The sequence below is a fragment of the Klebsiella sp. HMSC16C06 genome (assembly GCF_001808325.1).
In the GTDB taxonomy this organism is placed as follows: domain Bacteria; phylum Pseudomonadota; class Gammaproteobacteria; order Enterobacterales; family Enterobacteriaceae; genus Klebsiella; species Klebsiella variicola.
On the sequence record NZ_KV792976.1, the window covers coordinates 1 to 15,153 of the forward strand.

General features: G+C 56.8%; 14 protein-coding genes. 9 read left to right on the forward strand and 5 right to left on the reverse strand.

From position 1 onward, the window contains the following. Window positions 1-233: 233 nt before the first annotated feature. Window positions 234-785 (reverse strand): NAD(P)H nitroreductase, encoded by a 552-nt coding sequence (locus tag HMPREF3142_RS00850; protein WP_008807622.1) that lies wholly within the window; start codon window positions 783-785, stop codon window positions 234-236. A 165-nt stretch (window positions 786-950) separates the two neighbouring features. Between HMPREF3142_RS00850 and sppA the strand changes: the two genes are divergently transcribed. From sppA to yajD, 5 genes are all read left to right on the forward strand, one after another. Further along, window positions 951-2,804: a signal peptide peptidase SppA gene (gene sppA / locus HMPREF3142_RS00855; RefSeq protein WP_008807623.1), complete on the forward strand. Its 1,854-nt coding sequence runs from the start codon at window positions 951-953 to the stop codon at window positions 2,802-2,804. Between the two features lie 138 nt (window positions 2,805-2,942). Next, complete coding sequence (gene ansA / locus HMPREF3142_RS00860; protein WP_008807624.1) at window positions 2,943-3,962, forward strand: asparaginase; 1,020 nt, start codon at window positions 2,943-2,945, stop codon at window positions 3,960-3,962. A gap of 9 nt (window positions 3,963-3,971) precedes the next feature. Further along, the gene (pncA, locus tag HMPREF3142_RS00865; protein WP_008807625.1) at window positions 3,972-4,613 is read left to right on the forward strand and encodes a bifunctional nicotinamidase/pyrazinamidase; all 642 of its coding nucleotides are present in this window, start codon (window positions 3,972-3,974) and stop codon (window positions 4,611-4,613) included. A gap of 170 nt (window positions 4,614-4,783) precedes the next feature. Next, window positions 4,784-6,037 carry a chitinase ChiD gene (locus HMPREF3142_RS00870; RefSeq protein WP_070611383.1) on the forward strand — a complete coding sequence of 418 codons (1,254 nt, stop codon included), beginning with the start codon at window positions 4,784-4,786 and terminating at the stop codon, window positions 6,035-6,037. Between the two features lie 147 nt (window positions 6,038-6,184). After that, the gene (gene yajD, locus HMPREF3142_RS00875; RefSeq protein ID WP_002901254.1) at window positions 6,185-6,529 is read left to right on the forward strand and encodes an HNH nuclease YajD; all 345 of its coding nucleotides are present in this window, start codon (window positions 6,185-6,187) and stop codon (window positions 6,527-6,529) included. 96 nt (window positions 6,530-6,625) lie between these two features. Here the strand turns inward: yajD and HMPREF3142_RS00880 are convergent, their stop codons facing one another. Next, window positions 6,626-6,904, reverse strand: a complete 279-nt coding sequence (locus tag HMPREF3142_RS00880; protein ID WP_004203787.1) for a YeaC family protein — start codon at window positions 6,902-6,904, stop codon at window positions 6,626-6,628. A gap of 43 nt (window positions 6,905-6,947) precedes the next feature. Next, window positions 6,948-7,361 (reverse strand): peptide-methionine (R)-S-oxide reductase MsrB, encoded by a 414-nt coding sequence (gene msrB / locus HMPREF3142_RS00885; protein ID WP_070611385.1) that lies wholly within the window; start codon window positions 7,359-7,361, stop codon window positions 6,948-6,950. Between the two features lie 337 nt (window positions 7,362-7,698). Between msrB and gapA the strand changes: the two genes are divergently transcribed. Further along, window positions 7,699-8,694 (forward strand): glyceraldehyde-3-phosphate dehydrogenase, encoded by a 996-nt coding sequence (gapA, locus tag HMPREF3142_RS00890; RefSeq protein ID WP_008807628.1) that lies wholly within the window; start codon window positions 7,699-7,701, stop codon window positions 8,692-8,694. 74 nt (window positions 8,695-8,768) lie between these two features. Then, on the forward strand, window positions 8,769-9,653 hold the full coding sequence (locus tag HMPREF3142_RS00895; protein WP_008807629.1) for a D-hexose-6-phosphate mutarotase: 885 nt from the start codon (window positions 8,769-8,771) through the stop codon (window positions 9,651-9,653). Between the two features lie 55 nt (window positions 9,654-9,708). Here HMPREF3142_RS00895 and HMPREF3142_RS00900 read toward each other — a convergent pair whose 3' ends face one another. Next, on the reverse strand, window positions 9,709-10,560 hold the full coding sequence (locus HMPREF3142_RS00900; protein WP_094285204.1) for an aldo/keto reductase: 852 nt from the start codon (window positions 10,558-10,560) through the stop codon (window positions 9,709-9,711). 94 nt (window positions 10,561-10,654) lie between these two features. After that, window positions 10,655-11,401 (reverse strand): MipA/OmpV family protein, encoded by a 747-nt coding sequence (locus tag HMPREF3142_RS00905; RefSeq protein ID WP_008807631.1) that lies wholly within the window; start codon window positions 11,399-11,401, stop codon window positions 10,655-10,657. A gap of 416 nt (window positions 11,402-11,817) precedes the next feature. Between HMPREF3142_RS00905 and yeaG the strand changes: the two genes are divergently transcribed. After that, window positions 11,818-13,752: a protein kinase YeaG gene (gene yeaG / locus HMPREF3142_RS00910; RefSeq protein WP_008807632.1), complete on the forward strand. Its 1,935-nt coding sequence runs from the start codon at window positions 11,818-11,820 to the stop codon at window positions 13,750-13,752. Between the two features lie 85 nt (window positions 13,753-13,837). Then, complete coding sequence (locus HMPREF3142_RS00915) at window positions 13,838-15,121, forward strand: YeaH/YhbH family protein (RefSeq protein WP_012968476.1); 1,284 nt, start codon at window positions 13,838-13,840, stop codon at window positions 15,119-15,121. The last annotated feature ends 32 nt before the right edge of the window (window positions 15,122-15,153 follow it).

Consider the following 15,153-nt stretch of genomic DNA (forward strand, 5'->3'; position numbering starts at 1 on the left):
GCGATTTTGAGGCCGTCAGCACCGGCAGTTTCAGCAAGAAAAGTGAATAAATTAACGACTGGTCGTACGAACGTAGGCCGGGTCAGGCGCGAGCCGCCACCCGGCACAAAATCGGCTCCGTGCCCGCTGTCCTTGCCCGGCGGCGCTGCGCTTGCGCGGGCCTACAGACAGTCAGAGCCGGATGCGTTGGCCGGGTAAGGCGCCAGCCGCCACCCGGCATCACAAGCACCGACTCAGAAGCGCGTCACAAACGGCGCGGTATCCGGCAGGGCAATGGTGGTTGAAGCTTTTAGCTGCGGCGTCCCCAGATAGAGGAAGCCGACAATTTTATCCTGCTCGCGGCACGCGAAGCCGGCCCGCACCACCGGGCTCTCGGTCAATGCTCCGCTGCGCCAGATGCCATTGAATCCCTGGGCCAGGGCCGCCATCTGCATCGCCATCACCGCACAGCCAGCGGACATCTCCTGCTCCCAGCGCGGCACCTTCGGGTGGTCTTCACAGCGCGCGACTACGGTAATGATCAGCGGCGCGCGGAACGGCGCATTGCGGGCTTTCTCTATTCCCTTCTCATCCTGGCCGGCCTCTGTGGCCCCTTTTTCCAGCAGCTGGCTGAAGCGCTCGCGGCCGTCATCGGCGATAATAAAAAAGCGCCACGGCTGCAGGGTGCCATGATCCGGGGCGCGCAGCCCGGCGCGCAGAATGTTTTCCAGCTGTTCGCCAGCCGGGGCAGGTTCCGCCAGGCGAGAAGCGCTCCGGCGATTAAGCAGTAGATCGAGAGCATCCATCTGTATAACTCCTGTGATGTCATTTTTCATAAAATTAACATGCACAAGGATTTTGTTACAGCGTGGTCGGTGATTCCTGCTGACAACCGACGGCTCACTCTTTAGGATAGCCAGACGCGGCGGCCCCTGCGGCCTGCCCTTTTTAGATAACGTTAGGGAGAAGACATGCGAACCCTTTGGCGACTGATTGCCAGCTTTTTTAAATGGACGTGGCGGATACTCAACTTTATTCGCAAACTGGCTCTGAATGCGATCTTCCTGGTGCTGGTGCTGGTGTGTATCGGTATCTGGAGCCAGTTCAGCACCACTACCAGCGAACATGCCGCGCGCGGCGCGCTGTTGCTGGATATTACCGGCGTGGTGGTGGATAAACCTTCCGCCAGCAGCAAGCTCGGCGTAATTGGCCGCCAGCTGTTTGGCGCCAGCTCGGACCGTCTGCAGGAGAACTCTCTGTTCGATATCGTGCAGACCATTCGCCAGGCGAAAGATGACCGCAATATCACCGGTATTGTGCTGGATCTGAAAAACTTCGTTGGCGGCGATCAGCCGTCCATGCAGTACATCGGTAAAGCGCTGCGTGAGTTCCGCGACAGCGGCAAACCGGTGTATGCCGTCGGCAGTAGCTACAGCCAGGGCCAGTACTACCTGGCGAGCTTTGCCAACAAAATCTGGCTCTCACCGCAGGGCGAGGTTGACCTGCACGGCTTCGCCACTAATGGGCTGTACTACAAATCGCTGCTGGATAAGCTGAAGGTCTCCACCCATGTCTTCCGCGTCGGCACCTATAAATCCGCCGTCGAGCCTTTCATTCGCGATGATATGTCCCCTGCCGCCCGCGAGGCGGACAGCCGCTGGATTGGCGAACTGTGGCAGAACTACCTCAACACCATTGCCGCCAACCGCCAGATCACCGCCCAGCAGCTATTCCCGGGCGCCCAGGGCATTATCGATGGCCTGCGTAAAGTGGGCGGCGATACGGCAAAATATGCGCTGGACAATAAGCTGGTGGATGAGCTGGCGACCTCCACGGAAGTGGAAAAGGCGCTGACCAAACAGTTTGGCTGGAGCAAAACGGATAACAATTACCGGGCGATCAGCTATTACGACTACAACGTGAAGACACCGTCTGACGAAGGTTCCGCCATTGCGGTGATCTTTGCCAACGGCGCCATCATGGATGGCGAGGAGACCCCGGGCAACGTTGGTGGCGATACCACGGCGGCGCAAATTCGCGATGCGCGCCTCGACCCGAAAATTAAGGCCATCGTTCTGCGCGTTAACAGCCCGGGCGGTAGCGTGACCGCCTCAGAAATTATCCGTGAAGAGCTGGCGGCAGCCAAAGCCGCCGGTAAACCGGTAGTGGTCTCGATGGGCGGCATGGCTGCATCTGGCGGCTACTGGATCTCCACCCCAGCGGATTACATCGTCGCGAACCCGAGCACCCTCACCGGCTCCATCGGCATCTTTGGCGTAATCAACACCGTGGAAAATACCCTCGGGTCGATTGGCGTCCATACCGACGGCGTCGCCACGTCGCCGCTGGCGGATGTCTCCAGCACCAAAGCGCTGCCGCCGGAAGTGCAGCAGCTGATGCAGTTGAGCATTGAGAATGGCTATCAACGCTTTATCACCCTGGTGGCTAACGCCCGTAAGAGCACGCCGGAGAAAATCGACCAGATTGCCCAGGGACACGTCTGGACCGGGGAAGATGCCAAAGCCAACGGCCTGGTCGACAGCCTCGGCGACTTCGACGATGCGGTGGCTAAAGCCGCCGAGCTGGCCAAGCTGAAAACCTGGCACCTCAACTACTATCAGGAAGAGCCGACCTTCTTCTCGATGGTGCTGGATAGCCTGACCGGCTCGGTACGCGCCTCGCTGCCGGCGGCCATTCAGGCCTGGCTGCCTGCACCGGTCGCCGCGGCGGCCGAGACGGTGAAAGCGGAGAGCGACAAGCTGGCGGCGTTTAACGACCCGCAGAACCGCTATGCCTTTTGCCTGACCTGCGCCAACATCCGTTAGTACGCAGCGGCTGCCCCGTCTCCCGGGGCAGCCTTTTTCCCTCTCCTGCCAACACCGCCACAAAGCCAGCGACCGACACTGTATTTTTTCCTGCGTCTCTTTATACTGCGCCTGTCTACGACCAACCTAAGCGATGCTATGCAAAAAAAATCGATTTACGTTGCCTACACCGGTGGGACCATCGGTATGCAGCGCTCTGAACACGGCTATGTCCCCGTTTCCGGCCATCTGCAGCGTCAGCTGGCGCTGATGCCTGAGTTCCATCGTCCGGAGATGCCGGACTTCACGATCCATGAATACCATCCGCTGATGGATTCATCCGATATGACCCCTGAGGACTGGCAGCACATCGCCGACGATATCCGCAGCCATTACGATGAGTATGATGGCTTTGTGATCCTCCATGGTACCGACACCATGGCGTTTACCGCTTCGGCGCTGTCGTTCATGCTGGAAAACCTTGGCAAGCCGGTCATTGTGACAGGGTCACAAATCCCGCTGGCCGAGCTGCGTTCTGATGGTCAGATTAACCTGCTCAACGCCCTCTACGTCGCCGCCAACTATCCGATTAACGAAGTGGCGCTGTTCTTCAACAATCGACTGTTTCGCGGCAACCGCACCACTAAAGCCCACGCCGACGGCTTCGACGCTTTCGCCTCGCCAAACCTCGCGCCGCTGCTGGAAGCCGGGATCCATATTCGCCGTCTCGGTACCCCGCCGGCGCCGCAGGGCCGCGGAGAGCTTATCGTGCACCCCATCACCCCGCAGCCGATTGGCGTGGTGACGATTTACCCCGGCATCTCCGCCGACGTGGTACGCAATTTCCTGCGCCAGCCGGTGAAAGCGCTGATCCTCCGCTCCTATGGCGTAGGCAATGCCCCACAGAATGGCGAGTTTATTCAGGTGCTGGCGGAAGCCAGCCAGCGCGGTATTGTGGTGGTCAATCTGACGCAATGCATGTCCGGGAAAGTGAACATGGGCGGCTATGCCACCGGCAACGCCCTCGCCCAGGCGGGGGTCATCAGTGGTTTCGATATGACGGTGGAAGCGACGCTGACCAAGCTACACTATCTGCTTAGCCAGCAGCTGGATGTTGACGCCATTCGCGCGGCGATGCAGCAAAATCTGCGTGGCGAACTCACCCCCGACGAGGCTTAAGGAGGACGTATGGCACATCGAGCGCTGTTACTGGTTGATTTGCAGAACGACTTTTGCGCCGGCGGCGCGCTGGCGGTTCCTGAGGGCGACAGTACCGTCGAGGTGGCTAATGCGCTTATCGACTGGAGCCTGGCGCGCGGCGAGCCCATCGTCGCCAGCCAGGACTGGCACCCGGCGGATCATGGCAGCTTCGCCAGCCAGCACCAGGTGGCACCCTACACCCTGGGCGAACTCGACGGCCTGGCGCAGACCTTCTGGCCGGATCACTGCGTGCAGCACAGCGAAGGCGCGGCGCTGCATCCGCTGCTCAAACAGCAGGCGATCAACGCCGTGTTCCATAAGGGGCAAAACCGGGTCATTGACAGCTACAGCGCTTTTTTTGACAACGGTCACCGGCAGAAAACTGAACTGGACGGCTGGCTGCGCGGCCAGGGCATCGTGGAACTGACCGTGCTCGGCCTCGCCACCGATTACTGCGTCAAATTCACCGTGCTGGATGCCCTCGCGCTGGGCTATACGGTCAATGTCATCATCGACGGCTGTCGCGGCGTTAACCTGCAGCCGCAGGACAGCAGCCAGGCGTTTATGGAGATGGCCGCCGCGGGCGCCACGCTGTATACCCTCGATGACTGGCGGGAATCTCAGGCCTGATCCCTCCCCCCGGCGCCCTCGCGCCGGGTCTTCTTCTGCCGCCTCGCTATCGTCCATAAATTGAACTCTCTCGCAGTTTCAACAGGTTATTGCTGGTAGTCTGGCAAGGCTGTTTTTTCGCCACGCCATTTCCGTGGCGTGGTTATTTTTTATGTCAAAGAGGAACCACTATGAAACGTTTGCCCTTGCTGGCAGCCTTGCCCTTGCTTTGCGCTTCTGCGCTCTCTGCCCAACCCCTGATGTCCGTCGGCTATTTTAACGGCGGCGGCGACGTCACTGCCGGGCCCGGCGGCGATATCGATAAGCTGGACGTCCGGCAGATCACCCATCTCAACTACTCGTTTGGTCTTATCTATAACGATGAAAAAGACGAGACTAATGCGGCCCTGAAGGATCCTGCTCATCTGCACGAGATCTGGCTGTCGCCGAAGGTGCAGGCGGATCTGCAAAAGCTCCCGGCCCTGCGTAAACAGAACCCGGACCTCAAGGTCCTGCTGTCGGTCGGCGGCTGGGGGGCGCGCGGTTTCTCCGGCGCGGCGGCAAGCAAAGAAACCCGTAAGGTGTTTATTCATTCTGCGCAGGAAATTGTTGAAAAATATGGTCTGGATGGGATTGACCTCGACTGGGAGTTTCCGGTCAACGGCGCCTGGGGGCTGGTTGCCAGTCAACCGGCCGATCGCGATAACTTTACCGCGCTGTTAAAAGAGCTGCGCGCAGCGTTTGGTACCAGGAAACTGGTGACTATTGCCGTGGGGGCTAACGCAGAAAGCCCGAAAAGTTGGGTGGACGTTAAAGCGATTGCGCCATCGCTCGACTACATCAACCTGATGACCTACGACATGGCCTACGGCACGCAGTACTTCAACTCGAACCTGTATGACTCCAGCCACTGGCCAACGGTCGCCGCGGCGGATAAATACAGCGCCGATTTTGTGGTCAACAATTACCTGGCCGCCGGGCTTAAACCCAGCCAGATGAACCTCGGGATTGGTTTTTATGGCCGGGTACCGAAACGGGCAGTTGAACCGGGGATTGACTGGACGAAAGCGGATGCGCAAAACAATCCGGTCACCCAGCCCTATTTTGGGCCACAGGAGGTCGCGCTGTTTGCCTCGCTGGGTTATGACCTGAGCAAAGACACCTACGTAAAATACAACGATATCGTGGGCAAACTGCTCAACGATCCGCAAAAACGTTTTACCGAGCACTGGGACGATGAAGCGAAGGTTCCGTGGCTGTCAGTGCAGTCCGCGGAGGGCAAGCCGCTGTTCGCCCTGTCGTATGAGAACCCGCGATCGGTGGCCATTAAGGCGGACTATATCAAGGCGAAGGGCCTCGCCGGGGCCATGTTCTGGGAATATGGCGCCGATGACCAGAATCAGCTGGCCCGTCAGCTGGCGGAATCGCTGGGGATCAAACACTAGTCACGCCCCTTCCCCTCGGGCTGCGTGACGCAGACAACATCGCCTGCAATGCAGGTATATCGCGCAGCCCGGGATAGGTTATGATGCCAGTTATCCGCTGCGCCACGCGCTGGCGCAGCTTAACCGTTTGACAGGAGGCAGGGGGCCATGGCCTATATCCCCAAAAATTACGCGCGTCTGGAAGTGGGTTACCGCGAAAAGGCGCTCAAGCTTTTTCCCTGGGTGTGCGGACGCTGCTCACGGGAGTTTGTCTATTCAAATCTACGCGAACTGACGGTGCACCACATCGATCACGACCACTCCAATAACCCGGAAGATGGGAGTAACTGGGAGATGTTGTGCCTGTATTGTCACGATCACGAACATTCCAAGTACACCGAAGCCGATCAGTATGGCTCCACGGTGGTGGCGGGCGAAGATGCGCAAAAGAGCGTCGGTGAGGCCACCTACAACCCGTTTGCCGATCTGAAAGCGATGATGAACAAAAAGTAAGCATGCCGATCTGGCCGCTGCGCGCGGTCGTTCACGCTGATGCTGTCCGGCGCGGGGTGACCCCGACGCCGGAACCACGCGCCGCCGGCTGGCGCTTTATTGCAGCTTAACGGTGGCGATCGGCTTTGGCACGATGCCGAAATCTTCCTTCAGCTGCTGTTTACTCTTCATCACCATCTGCCCGCGGGTGTCGATGGTCATGTGCTGGGCGTCGGTGTTATACCGGGCCTGCCACAGCATCACCAGCTGCAGGCTATTTTCCTTTTGCTCCGGCGTCAGCGCCACGCCATCCGGCCATTTTCCCAGCTCCACCGCCGTCGCCAGACGCTGGTAAACTTCCGGCGTCATACTGTCGATAATTTGCTCAATATCCATCTTCCGCTCCACTCCGCTTGGAATAATTTGCTGAATCGTTTCTTCAACCCTTAATCTGCTCGCCATTCTGCTCATCAGTGAAGCTCAGCGACGCCGAATTCACACAATAGCGCTCGCCGGTCGGCTGTGGGCCATCCGGAAACACGTGGCCGAGATGGGCGTCACAATTTCCACAACGGATTTCAATGCGCTGCATGCCGTGCGAATTGTCGGTCAGATAGCGAATGGCCTCATCGCTCACCGGCTCATAGAAGCTCGGCCAGCCGCAACCGGAGTCGTATTTGGTTTGGGAGTTAAACAGCGGCGCATCGCACACCAGGCAGTGATACACGCCATTTTTCTTGTTGTGCAGCAGCCGTCCGGTGAAAGGCGGTTCGGTGCCGTGATGCTGCGTCACGTAAAACTGCATTTCGCTTAAGCCGTTTTTCAGCTTTTCCGGGGAGGGTTTATTCGCCATGGGCTTACATCTCGCTTTGCAATGGACAACTTTCGCTCCAATTCTAACAAAACATTAACAATGAAGCGTGCACTTTTGTTCTAAACTTATGCGGTGCCAACAGGCAGCCAGATAATTGTGACTTAAATCACGTTTTTATCTTAAATGCCCTTTAAAATTCCGCGCGCAGCCCCCATATGGAATTGGGCTCAAAGGGAGAGTGAGGCAAATCAATCGCGCAAGGTGTGCTCAGGATTGATTTGTCGCAATGATTGACACGATTCCGCTTGACGCTGCGTAAGGTTTTTGTAATTTTACAGGCAACCTTTTATTCACTAACAAATAGCTGGTGGAATATATGACTATCAAAGTAGGTATCAACGGTTTTGGCCGTATCGGTCGCATTGTTTTCCGTGCTGCTCAGAAACGTTCTGACATCGAGATCGTTGCAATCAACGACCTGTTAGACGCAGAGTACATGGCTTACATGCTGAAGTATGACTCCACTCACGGTCGTTTCGACGGTACCGTTGAAGTGAAAGACGGTCATCTGGTCGTTAACGGTAAAAAAATCCGTGTTACCGCTGAACGTGACCCGGCTAACCTGAAGTGGGACGAAGTTGGTGTTGACGTTGTTGCTGAAGCAACCGGTATCTTCCTGACCGACGAAACCGCTCGTAAACACATCACCGCTGGCGCGAAAAAAGTCGTTCTGACTGGCCCGTCCAAAGACAACACCCCGATGTTCGTTCGCGGCGCTAACTTCGAAACTTACGCTGGCCAGGACATCGTTTCCAACGCTTCCTGCACCACCAACTGCCTGGCACCGCTGGCTAAAGTTATCAACGACAACTTCGGTATCGTTGAAGGCCTGATGACCACCGTCCACGCGACCACCGCGACTCAGAAAACCGTTGATGGCCCGTCTCACAAAGACTGGCGCGGCGGCCGCGGCGCAGCTCAGAACATCATCCCGTCCTCTACCGGTGCTGCTAAAGCAGTAGGTAAAGTACTGCCAGAACTGAACGGCAAACTGACCGGTATGGCGTTCCGCGTTCCGACTCCGAACGTATCCGTTGTTGACCTGACCGTTCGTCTGGAAAAAGCAGCGTCCTACGAAGAAATCAAGAAAGCCATCAAAGCCGCTTCTGAAGGCGCAATGAAAGGCGTTCTGGGTTACACCGAAGACGACGTTGTTTCTACCGACTTCAACGGCGAAGTTTGCACTTCCGTGTTCGATGCTAAAGCAGGTATCGCACTGAACGACAACTTCGTGAAACTGGTTTCCTGGTACGACAACGAAACTGGCTACTCCAACAAAGTTCTGGACCTGATTGCTCACATCTCCAAATAAGTTGAGATGAAAAAGTAATCTGTAAGAGCGACTTCGGTCGCTCTTTTTTTTGTCTGCAGAGATAGGATTGCACAATGATAAATAAAATTTTTGCTCTCCCGGTGAATGAAACCATTTCTCCCGTGATCTCCCGTCGCCAGCTGGACGACCTGGAGCTGATTGTCATCGACCATCCGCAGGTGAAAGCCTCTGTGGCGCTGCAGGGAGCGCACCTGCTCTCCTGGAAACCCGCCGGTGAAGAAGAAGTCTTGTGGCTGAGCAACAACACCCCATTTAAACAGGGCGTCGCCCTGCGCGGCGGCGTGCCGATTTGCTGGCCCTGGTTTGGCCCTTCCGCGCAGCAGGGTCTGCCGTCGCACGGCTTTGCCCGCAATCTGCCATGGACCCTGGAAGGTCATGACGAAGACGACAGCGGCGTCATGTTGACCTTTGCGCTCCAGCACAGCGCCGAAACCATGAAGCTCTGGCCGCACGAATTCACCCTCTATGCCCGCTTCAAGCTGGGCAAAACCTGCGAAATCGAGCTGGAAGCCCACGGTGAATTCGAGACCACCTCTGCCCTGCATACCTACTTCAACGTCGGCGATATCGCAGCGGTGAAAGTGAGTGGTCTTGGCGAGCGCTATATCGATAAAGTGAAGAATGCCGAAGAAGGCGTCCTGAGCAACGGCGTGCAGACCTTCCCGGACCGCACCGACCGCGTCTACCTCAACGCCGACAGCTGCAGCGTGATCCATGACGATGCGCTTAACCGCACTATCGACGTCGTGCACCATCATCAGCACAACGTGGTGGCCTGGAACCCGGGCCCGGCGCTGTCCGTCAGCATGGGCGACATGCCGGACGATGGTTACAAAACCTTCGTTTGCGTCGAAACCTGCTGCGTGACCCAGCCGCAGAAAGCCAGCGAAGAGACCCCCTCTCGCCTGGCGCAGACCATCAGCCTGAAAAAACGCTAACAGCAAAAAGCCCCGTTTCCGACGGGGCTTTTTTCTCCGCTGGCTGAGGTGCTGATTAAACCATATCCAGCCGGGTTTTTCGCGGCGGTGGCGGATAGAGGCGATCCAGCTGCGCGAGCTCTTCCGCACTGAGGACGATATCGAGCGCGGCGGCATTCTGCACCACATGCTCAATACTGGCCGCTTTCGGGATCGCCAGCACTCCCGGATGACGAATCACCCAGGCGAGCAGCAGCTGCGCGACTGTCACCCCCCGCGCGTTAGCCATATTAATGATATCGGTATGCTGAAAAAGTCCATCGCGTAAGCGCCCCGCCTGCGCCAGCGGGCAGTAGGCCATCACCGGCAGAGTGTGCTGCTGGCACCAGGGCAGGAGATCGTATTCAATGCCCCGCGATGCGAGATGATAGAGCACCTGGTTGGTCGCGCAGCGTTCGCCACCCGCCGTCCGCCACAGCGCCTGCATATCGTCGGTGTCCAGATTAGAGACGCCCCAGCGGCGGATCTTGCCCTCGGCCACCAGCCTCTCCATCGCCTCGACCGTCTCCTGCAGTGGGATATCCCCGCGCCAGTGCAGGAGATACATATCGAGATAGTCGGTCTGCAGCCGGCGCAGGCTGTTTTCACAGGCGCGGCGCATCGCCGTTCCGCCGGCGTGCCAGGGATAGACTTTGGACACCAGCACCACGCGATCGCGCAGGCCGCGGATCGCCTGCCCGACGACCTCTTCCGCCCCACCGTCGGCATACATTTCCGCCGTATCGATCACCGTGAGTCCGTGGTCGATGCCCGCGCGCAGTGCAGCCACTTCCTGCTGACGCTGCGCCGCATTTTCGCCCATATACCAGGTGCCCAGCCCGATGGCCGGAACCGCCGCCTGCTCGCCAAAGCGTACTGTTTTTTTCACCGTCTCCTCCTCTTTAGCTTTCTGCACCACCATAAAGCAAAACAGGGCGTGAAGCCCTGTTTTGATGCATAAAGCGCACTGTAATGATGCACAATCAGAAGGTGTAGGTAATCCCGGTTGAGATCAGGCCGCTCCAGGATTTGTCCACCATCGGGCTGTCGGTAATTTCATCCGACAGACGGGTATAGCGTGCAATGCCGTATACGCTCCAGTCGCCGAGGAAGCGATAGTTAGCCGACAGCTCCAGATACGGGTTCCAGCTGCTGTCCGGATCGTAGCTGCGCATGCCGCTGCGACGGGACTCATGCTGCGAGACACCATAGTAGTATTCGTTCTGATTGTCGCTGTTCCACTCCACGCCAATGCCCGGCGTCAGCGTCAGGTTACCATTGGTGTAGCGGTACAGCCAGGCGAGATCCCAGTTGATACCATTACTGTTATCCAGCGTATCGCCTGCAATCGTCGTGCGCAGGAAACCATAGGGCGTGTTGTGGACATAAGACAGACCGGCCATCACGGTCGATTTACGTTTATCCAGTTGACGCATTTGCGCGCTGTCGCTGTCGCCCGGCTTGAAGTACATCGGCGACCAGTAGGCCGTTATTGACAGCTTATCGTTGGTGTCGTTCCACAGGTAGTAGCCCCCGCCCAGACCGTGGAACCAGAAGTTATCGCTCTCATAACTAATGACCGGCACCGGGTAGACATCCGCATCATATTGCTTATACGGATGTTCGACGATGCCTACGCCAGCCCCAAGAGTGAACTTCCCGTCGGCATGCGCCGCGCTGGCGGACGTCGCAATCAGCACGCCGAGTGCCAGAAGTTTGATTTTAGTCACAATCCATATTCCCGTTGTCAAATTATCAGCCCGTGCAGTTTACCGTCGTAGACCTCATGCCTCAAATTCTTTACCCGACATGACACAAATCGTTCACTTTCCCACCCTTCTCTTACCATGAGGTGACAGCCCGGTGACAGCTTCGCGTCCTGGCGTGTCAAAAAGCGTCATTTTCAGGATGAGTTATTGATATGTCATTGAAATTGATTTTCTGCGGCATGCAAGATTTCTAAATGCATCTACGCTTAAATTTAGAAGGTGTAATTGCAGGGCACATTCACGCTACTCCACCCGCAACCTGGCATAAGGGTTGCTGGATATCTGGAGAGCGACGTTCAGCTTATGTCTTCCGGGGGCCCCCACTACTCATATGAACGGCTCTCAACCTGTGCTAAAAAACGAAAGGACGGCATGCCATGAATATATTCGATCACTATCGCCAGCGCTATGAAGCTGCCAAGGACGAAGAGTTCACACTGCAGGAGTTTCTTACCATCTGCCGGCAAGATCGCAGTGCCTATGCCAATGCGGCAGAACGTCTGTTGATGGCCATTGGTGAACCCGTCATGGTTGATACGGCTCTCGAGCCGCGGCTATCCCGTCTCTTTTCAAACCGGGTCATCGCACGCTATCCGGCCTTTGAAGAGTTTTACGGTATGGAAGACGCCATTGAGCAGATCGTTTCCTATCTCAAGCATGCCGCCCAGGGGCTGGAAGAGAAGAAACAGATCCTCTATCTGCTGGGGCCGGTGGGCGGTGGTAAATCGTCGCTGGCTGAACGGCTGAAAGCGTTGATGCAGCGCGTGCCCATCTATGTGCTGAGCGCCAACGGCGAGCGTAGCCCGGTCAACGATCACCCGCTGTGCCTGTTTAATCCGCAGGAGGATGCCCAGATCCTTCAGAAAGAGTATGGCGTGCCCACCCGCTACCTCGGCACCATCATGTCGCCGTGGGCGGCCAAGCGCCTGCACGAGTTTGGCGGCGATATTACTAAATTCCGCGTGGTCAAAGTCTGGCCATCGATTCTTGAGCAGGTCGCCATCGCCAAAACCGAACCCGGTGATGAAAACAACCAGGATATTTCGGCGTTGGTGGGTAAAGTGGATATCCGTAAACTGGAACACTATGCGCAAAACGACCCGGACGCTTATGGCTACTCCGGTGCGTTGTGCCGTGCCAACCAGGGGATTATGGAATTCGTCGAGATGTTTAAAGCGCCGATTAAGGTGCTACATCCGCTGCTGACCGCCACCCAGGAAGGGAACTACAACGGGACCGAAGGGATCTCTGCCCTGCCGTTTAACGGGATAATCCTCGCCCACTCCAACGAATCGGAATGGGTGACCTTCCGTAATAACAAGAACAATGAGGCCTTCCTCGACCGCGTCTATATCGTCAAAGTGCCTTATTGCCTGCGTATCTCCGAAGAGATCCGCATCTATGAAAAATTGCTCAACAGCAGCGAGCTGACCCACGCGCCGTGCGCCCCGGGCACCCTGGAAACGTTGGCGCGCTTCTCGATTCTGTCGCGCCTGAAAGAGCCGGAAAACTCAAGCATCTACTCGAAAATGCGGGTCTATGATGGCGAAAGCCTGAAAGATACCGACCCGAAAGCGAAATCCTATCAGGAGTATCGCGATTACGCCGGGGTGGATGAAGGGATGAACGGGCTCTCCACCCGCTTTGCCTTTAAGATCCTGTCACGGGTGTTTAACTTCGACCATGTCGAGGTGGCCGCCAACCCGGTGCATCTGTTCTATGTCCTGGAGCAGCAGATTGAGCGCGAACAGTTCCCACAGGAGAACGCCGAGCGCTACCTGGAATTCCTCAAAGGCTATCTGATCCCGAAATACGCCGAGTTTATCGGCAAAGAGATCCAGACCGCTTATCTGGAATCCTACTCCGAGTACGGGCAGAACATTTTCGATCGCTATGTCACCTACGCCGACTTCTGGATCCAGGATCAGGAGTATCGCGATCCGGACACCGGTCAGCTGTTTGACCGTGAGTCGTTGAATGCTGAGCTGGAGAAAATTGAGAAGCCGGCCGGGATCAGCAACCCGAAAGACTTCCGTAACGAAATCGTCAACTTTGTGCTGCGCGCCAGAGCCAACAACAGCGGACGTAATCCGAACTGGACCAGCTACGAGAAACTGCGCACGGTTATCGAGAAGAAAATGTTCTCTAATACCGAGGAGCTGTTGCCGGTCATTTCGTTTAATGCCAAAACATCAACCGATGAGCAGAAAAAACACGACGACTTTGTCGACCGCATGATGGAAAAAGGCTACACCCGCAAACAGGTTCGCCTGCTCTGCGAGTGGTACCTGCGGGTTCGTAAATCGTCCTGATGCGTCAAGCCCGGCGGCACGCCGCCGGGTCAACTGCAGCTGAATGATGATAAGCAAAGTTGGCTAATGCAGTACAGGAGGGCATATGACCTGGTTCATAGACCGACGCCTGAACGGGAAAAACAAAAGCGCCGTCAATCGCCAGCGCTTTTTGCGCCGTTATAAGGCGCAGATTAAACAGTCGATTTCCGAGGCTATCAACAAGCGCTCGGTCACCGATATTGAGAGCGGAGAATCCGTCTCGATCCCGACGGACGATATCAACGAGCCGATGTTTCATCAGGGTCGCGGCGGCCTGCGCAACCGCGTCCACCCGGGCAACGATCATTTTGTGCAAAACGACCGGATTGAGCGCCCGCAGGGCGGTGGCGGCGGCGGTGGCGGCGGTCAGGGGCAAGCCAGCGCCGACGGCGAAGGGAAGGATGAGTTTGTCTTCCAGATTTCGAAAGATGAGTACCTGGATCTGTTATTTGAAGATCTCGCCCTGCCGAACCTGAAGAAGAATCAGCACCGGCAGTTGAACGAGTTTAAAACCCATCGCGCGGGCTTTACCTCGAATGGGGTGCCAGCCAACATCAGCGTGGTGCGTTCGCTGCAGAACTCGCTGGCCCGGCGTACGGCGATGACCGCTGGCAAGCGCCGTGAACTGCGCGCCCTGGAGGAGGATCTGGAGACCATCAGCCGCAGCGAACCGGTGCAGCTGCTGGAGGAGGAACGCCTGCGCAAAGAGATTGCTGAGCTGCGCGCCAAAATTGAACGGGTGCCGTTTATCGACACCTTTGACTTGCGCTACAAAAATTATGAAAAACGGCCGGAGCCCTCCAGCCAGGCAGTGATGTTCTGCCTGATGGACGTCTCAGGCTCGATGGACCAGGCCACCAAAGACATGGCCAAGCGCTTTTATATCCTGCTGTATCTGTTCCTCAGCCGGACCTATAAAAACGTCGATGTGGTCTATATCCGCCACCATACCCAGGCAAAAGAGGTGGATGAACACGAATTTTTCTATTCTCAGGAAACCGGCGGCACCATCGTCTCCAGCGCCCTGAAGCTGATGGATGAAGTGGTGCAGGCCCGTTATGACCCGGCGCAGTGGAACATCTACGCCGCCCAGGCGTCGGATGGCGACAACTGGGCCGATGACTCCCCGCTGTGCCACGAACTGCTGGCGAAGAAAATTCTGCCAGTGGTGCGTTATTACAGCTACATCGAAATTACCCGCCGGGCGCATCAAACCCTGTGGCGCGAGTATGAACATCTGCAGGCGACCTTTGATAATTTCGCCATGCAGCATATCCGCGACCAGGAAGATATCTACCCGGTATTCCGCGAACTGTTTCACAAGCAGTCATCTAAAAGTGAAGCTTAATTAAATACTCAGCCAGTGAGTCGAGTGACTTG

Excerpts from the sequence above, each read along its gene's own strand:
- yajD (WP_002901254.1), top strand. The coding sequence starts at position 6,185 with ATGGCCTATATCCCCAAAAATTACGCGCGTCTGGAAGTGGGTTACCGC.
- HMPREF3142_RS00880 (WP_004203787.1), bottom strand. The coding sequence starts at position 6,904 with ATGGATATTGAGCAAATTATCGACAGTATGACGCCGGAAGTTTACCAG.
- HMPREF3142_RS00870 (WP_070611383.1), top strand. The coding sequence starts at position 4,784 with ATGAAACGTTTGCCCTTGCTGGCAGCCTTGCCCTTGCTTTGCGCTTCT.
- HMPREF3142_RS00850 (WP_008807622.1), bottom strand. The coding sequence starts at position 785 with ATGGATGCTCTCGATCTACTGCTTAATCGCCGGAGCGCTTCTCGCCTG.
- pncA (WP_008807625.1), top strand. The coding sequence starts at position 3,972 with ATGGCACATCGAGCGCTGTTACTGGTTGATTTGCAGAACGACTTTTGC.
- sppA (WP_008807623.1), top strand. The coding sequence starts at position 951 with ATGCGAACCCTTTGGCGACTGATTGCCAGCTTTTTTAAATGGACGTGG.
- HMPREF3142_RS00895 (WP_008807629.1), top strand. The coding sequence starts at position 8,769 with ATGATAAATAAAATTTTTGCTCTCCCGGTGAATGAAACCATTTCTCCC.
- ansA (WP_008807624.1), top strand. The coding sequence starts at position 2,943 with ATGCAAAAAAAATCGATTTACGTTGCCTACACCGGTGGGACCATCGGT.
- HMPREF3142_RS00915 (WP_012968476.1), top strand. The coding sequence starts at position 13,838 with ATGACCTGGTTCATAGACCGACGCCTGAACGGGAAAAACAAAAGCGCC.
- gapA (WP_008807628.1), top strand. The coding sequence starts at position 7,699 with ATGACTATCAAAGTAGGTATCAACGGTTTTGGCCGTATCGGTCGCATT.
- yeaG (WP_008807632.1), top strand. The coding sequence starts at position 11,818 with ATGAATATATTCGATCACTATCGCCAGCGCTATGAAGCTGCCAAGGAC.
- msrB (WP_070611385.1), bottom strand. The coding sequence starts at position 7,361 with ATGGCGAATAAACCCTCCCCGGAAAAGCTGAAAAACGGCTTAAGCGAA.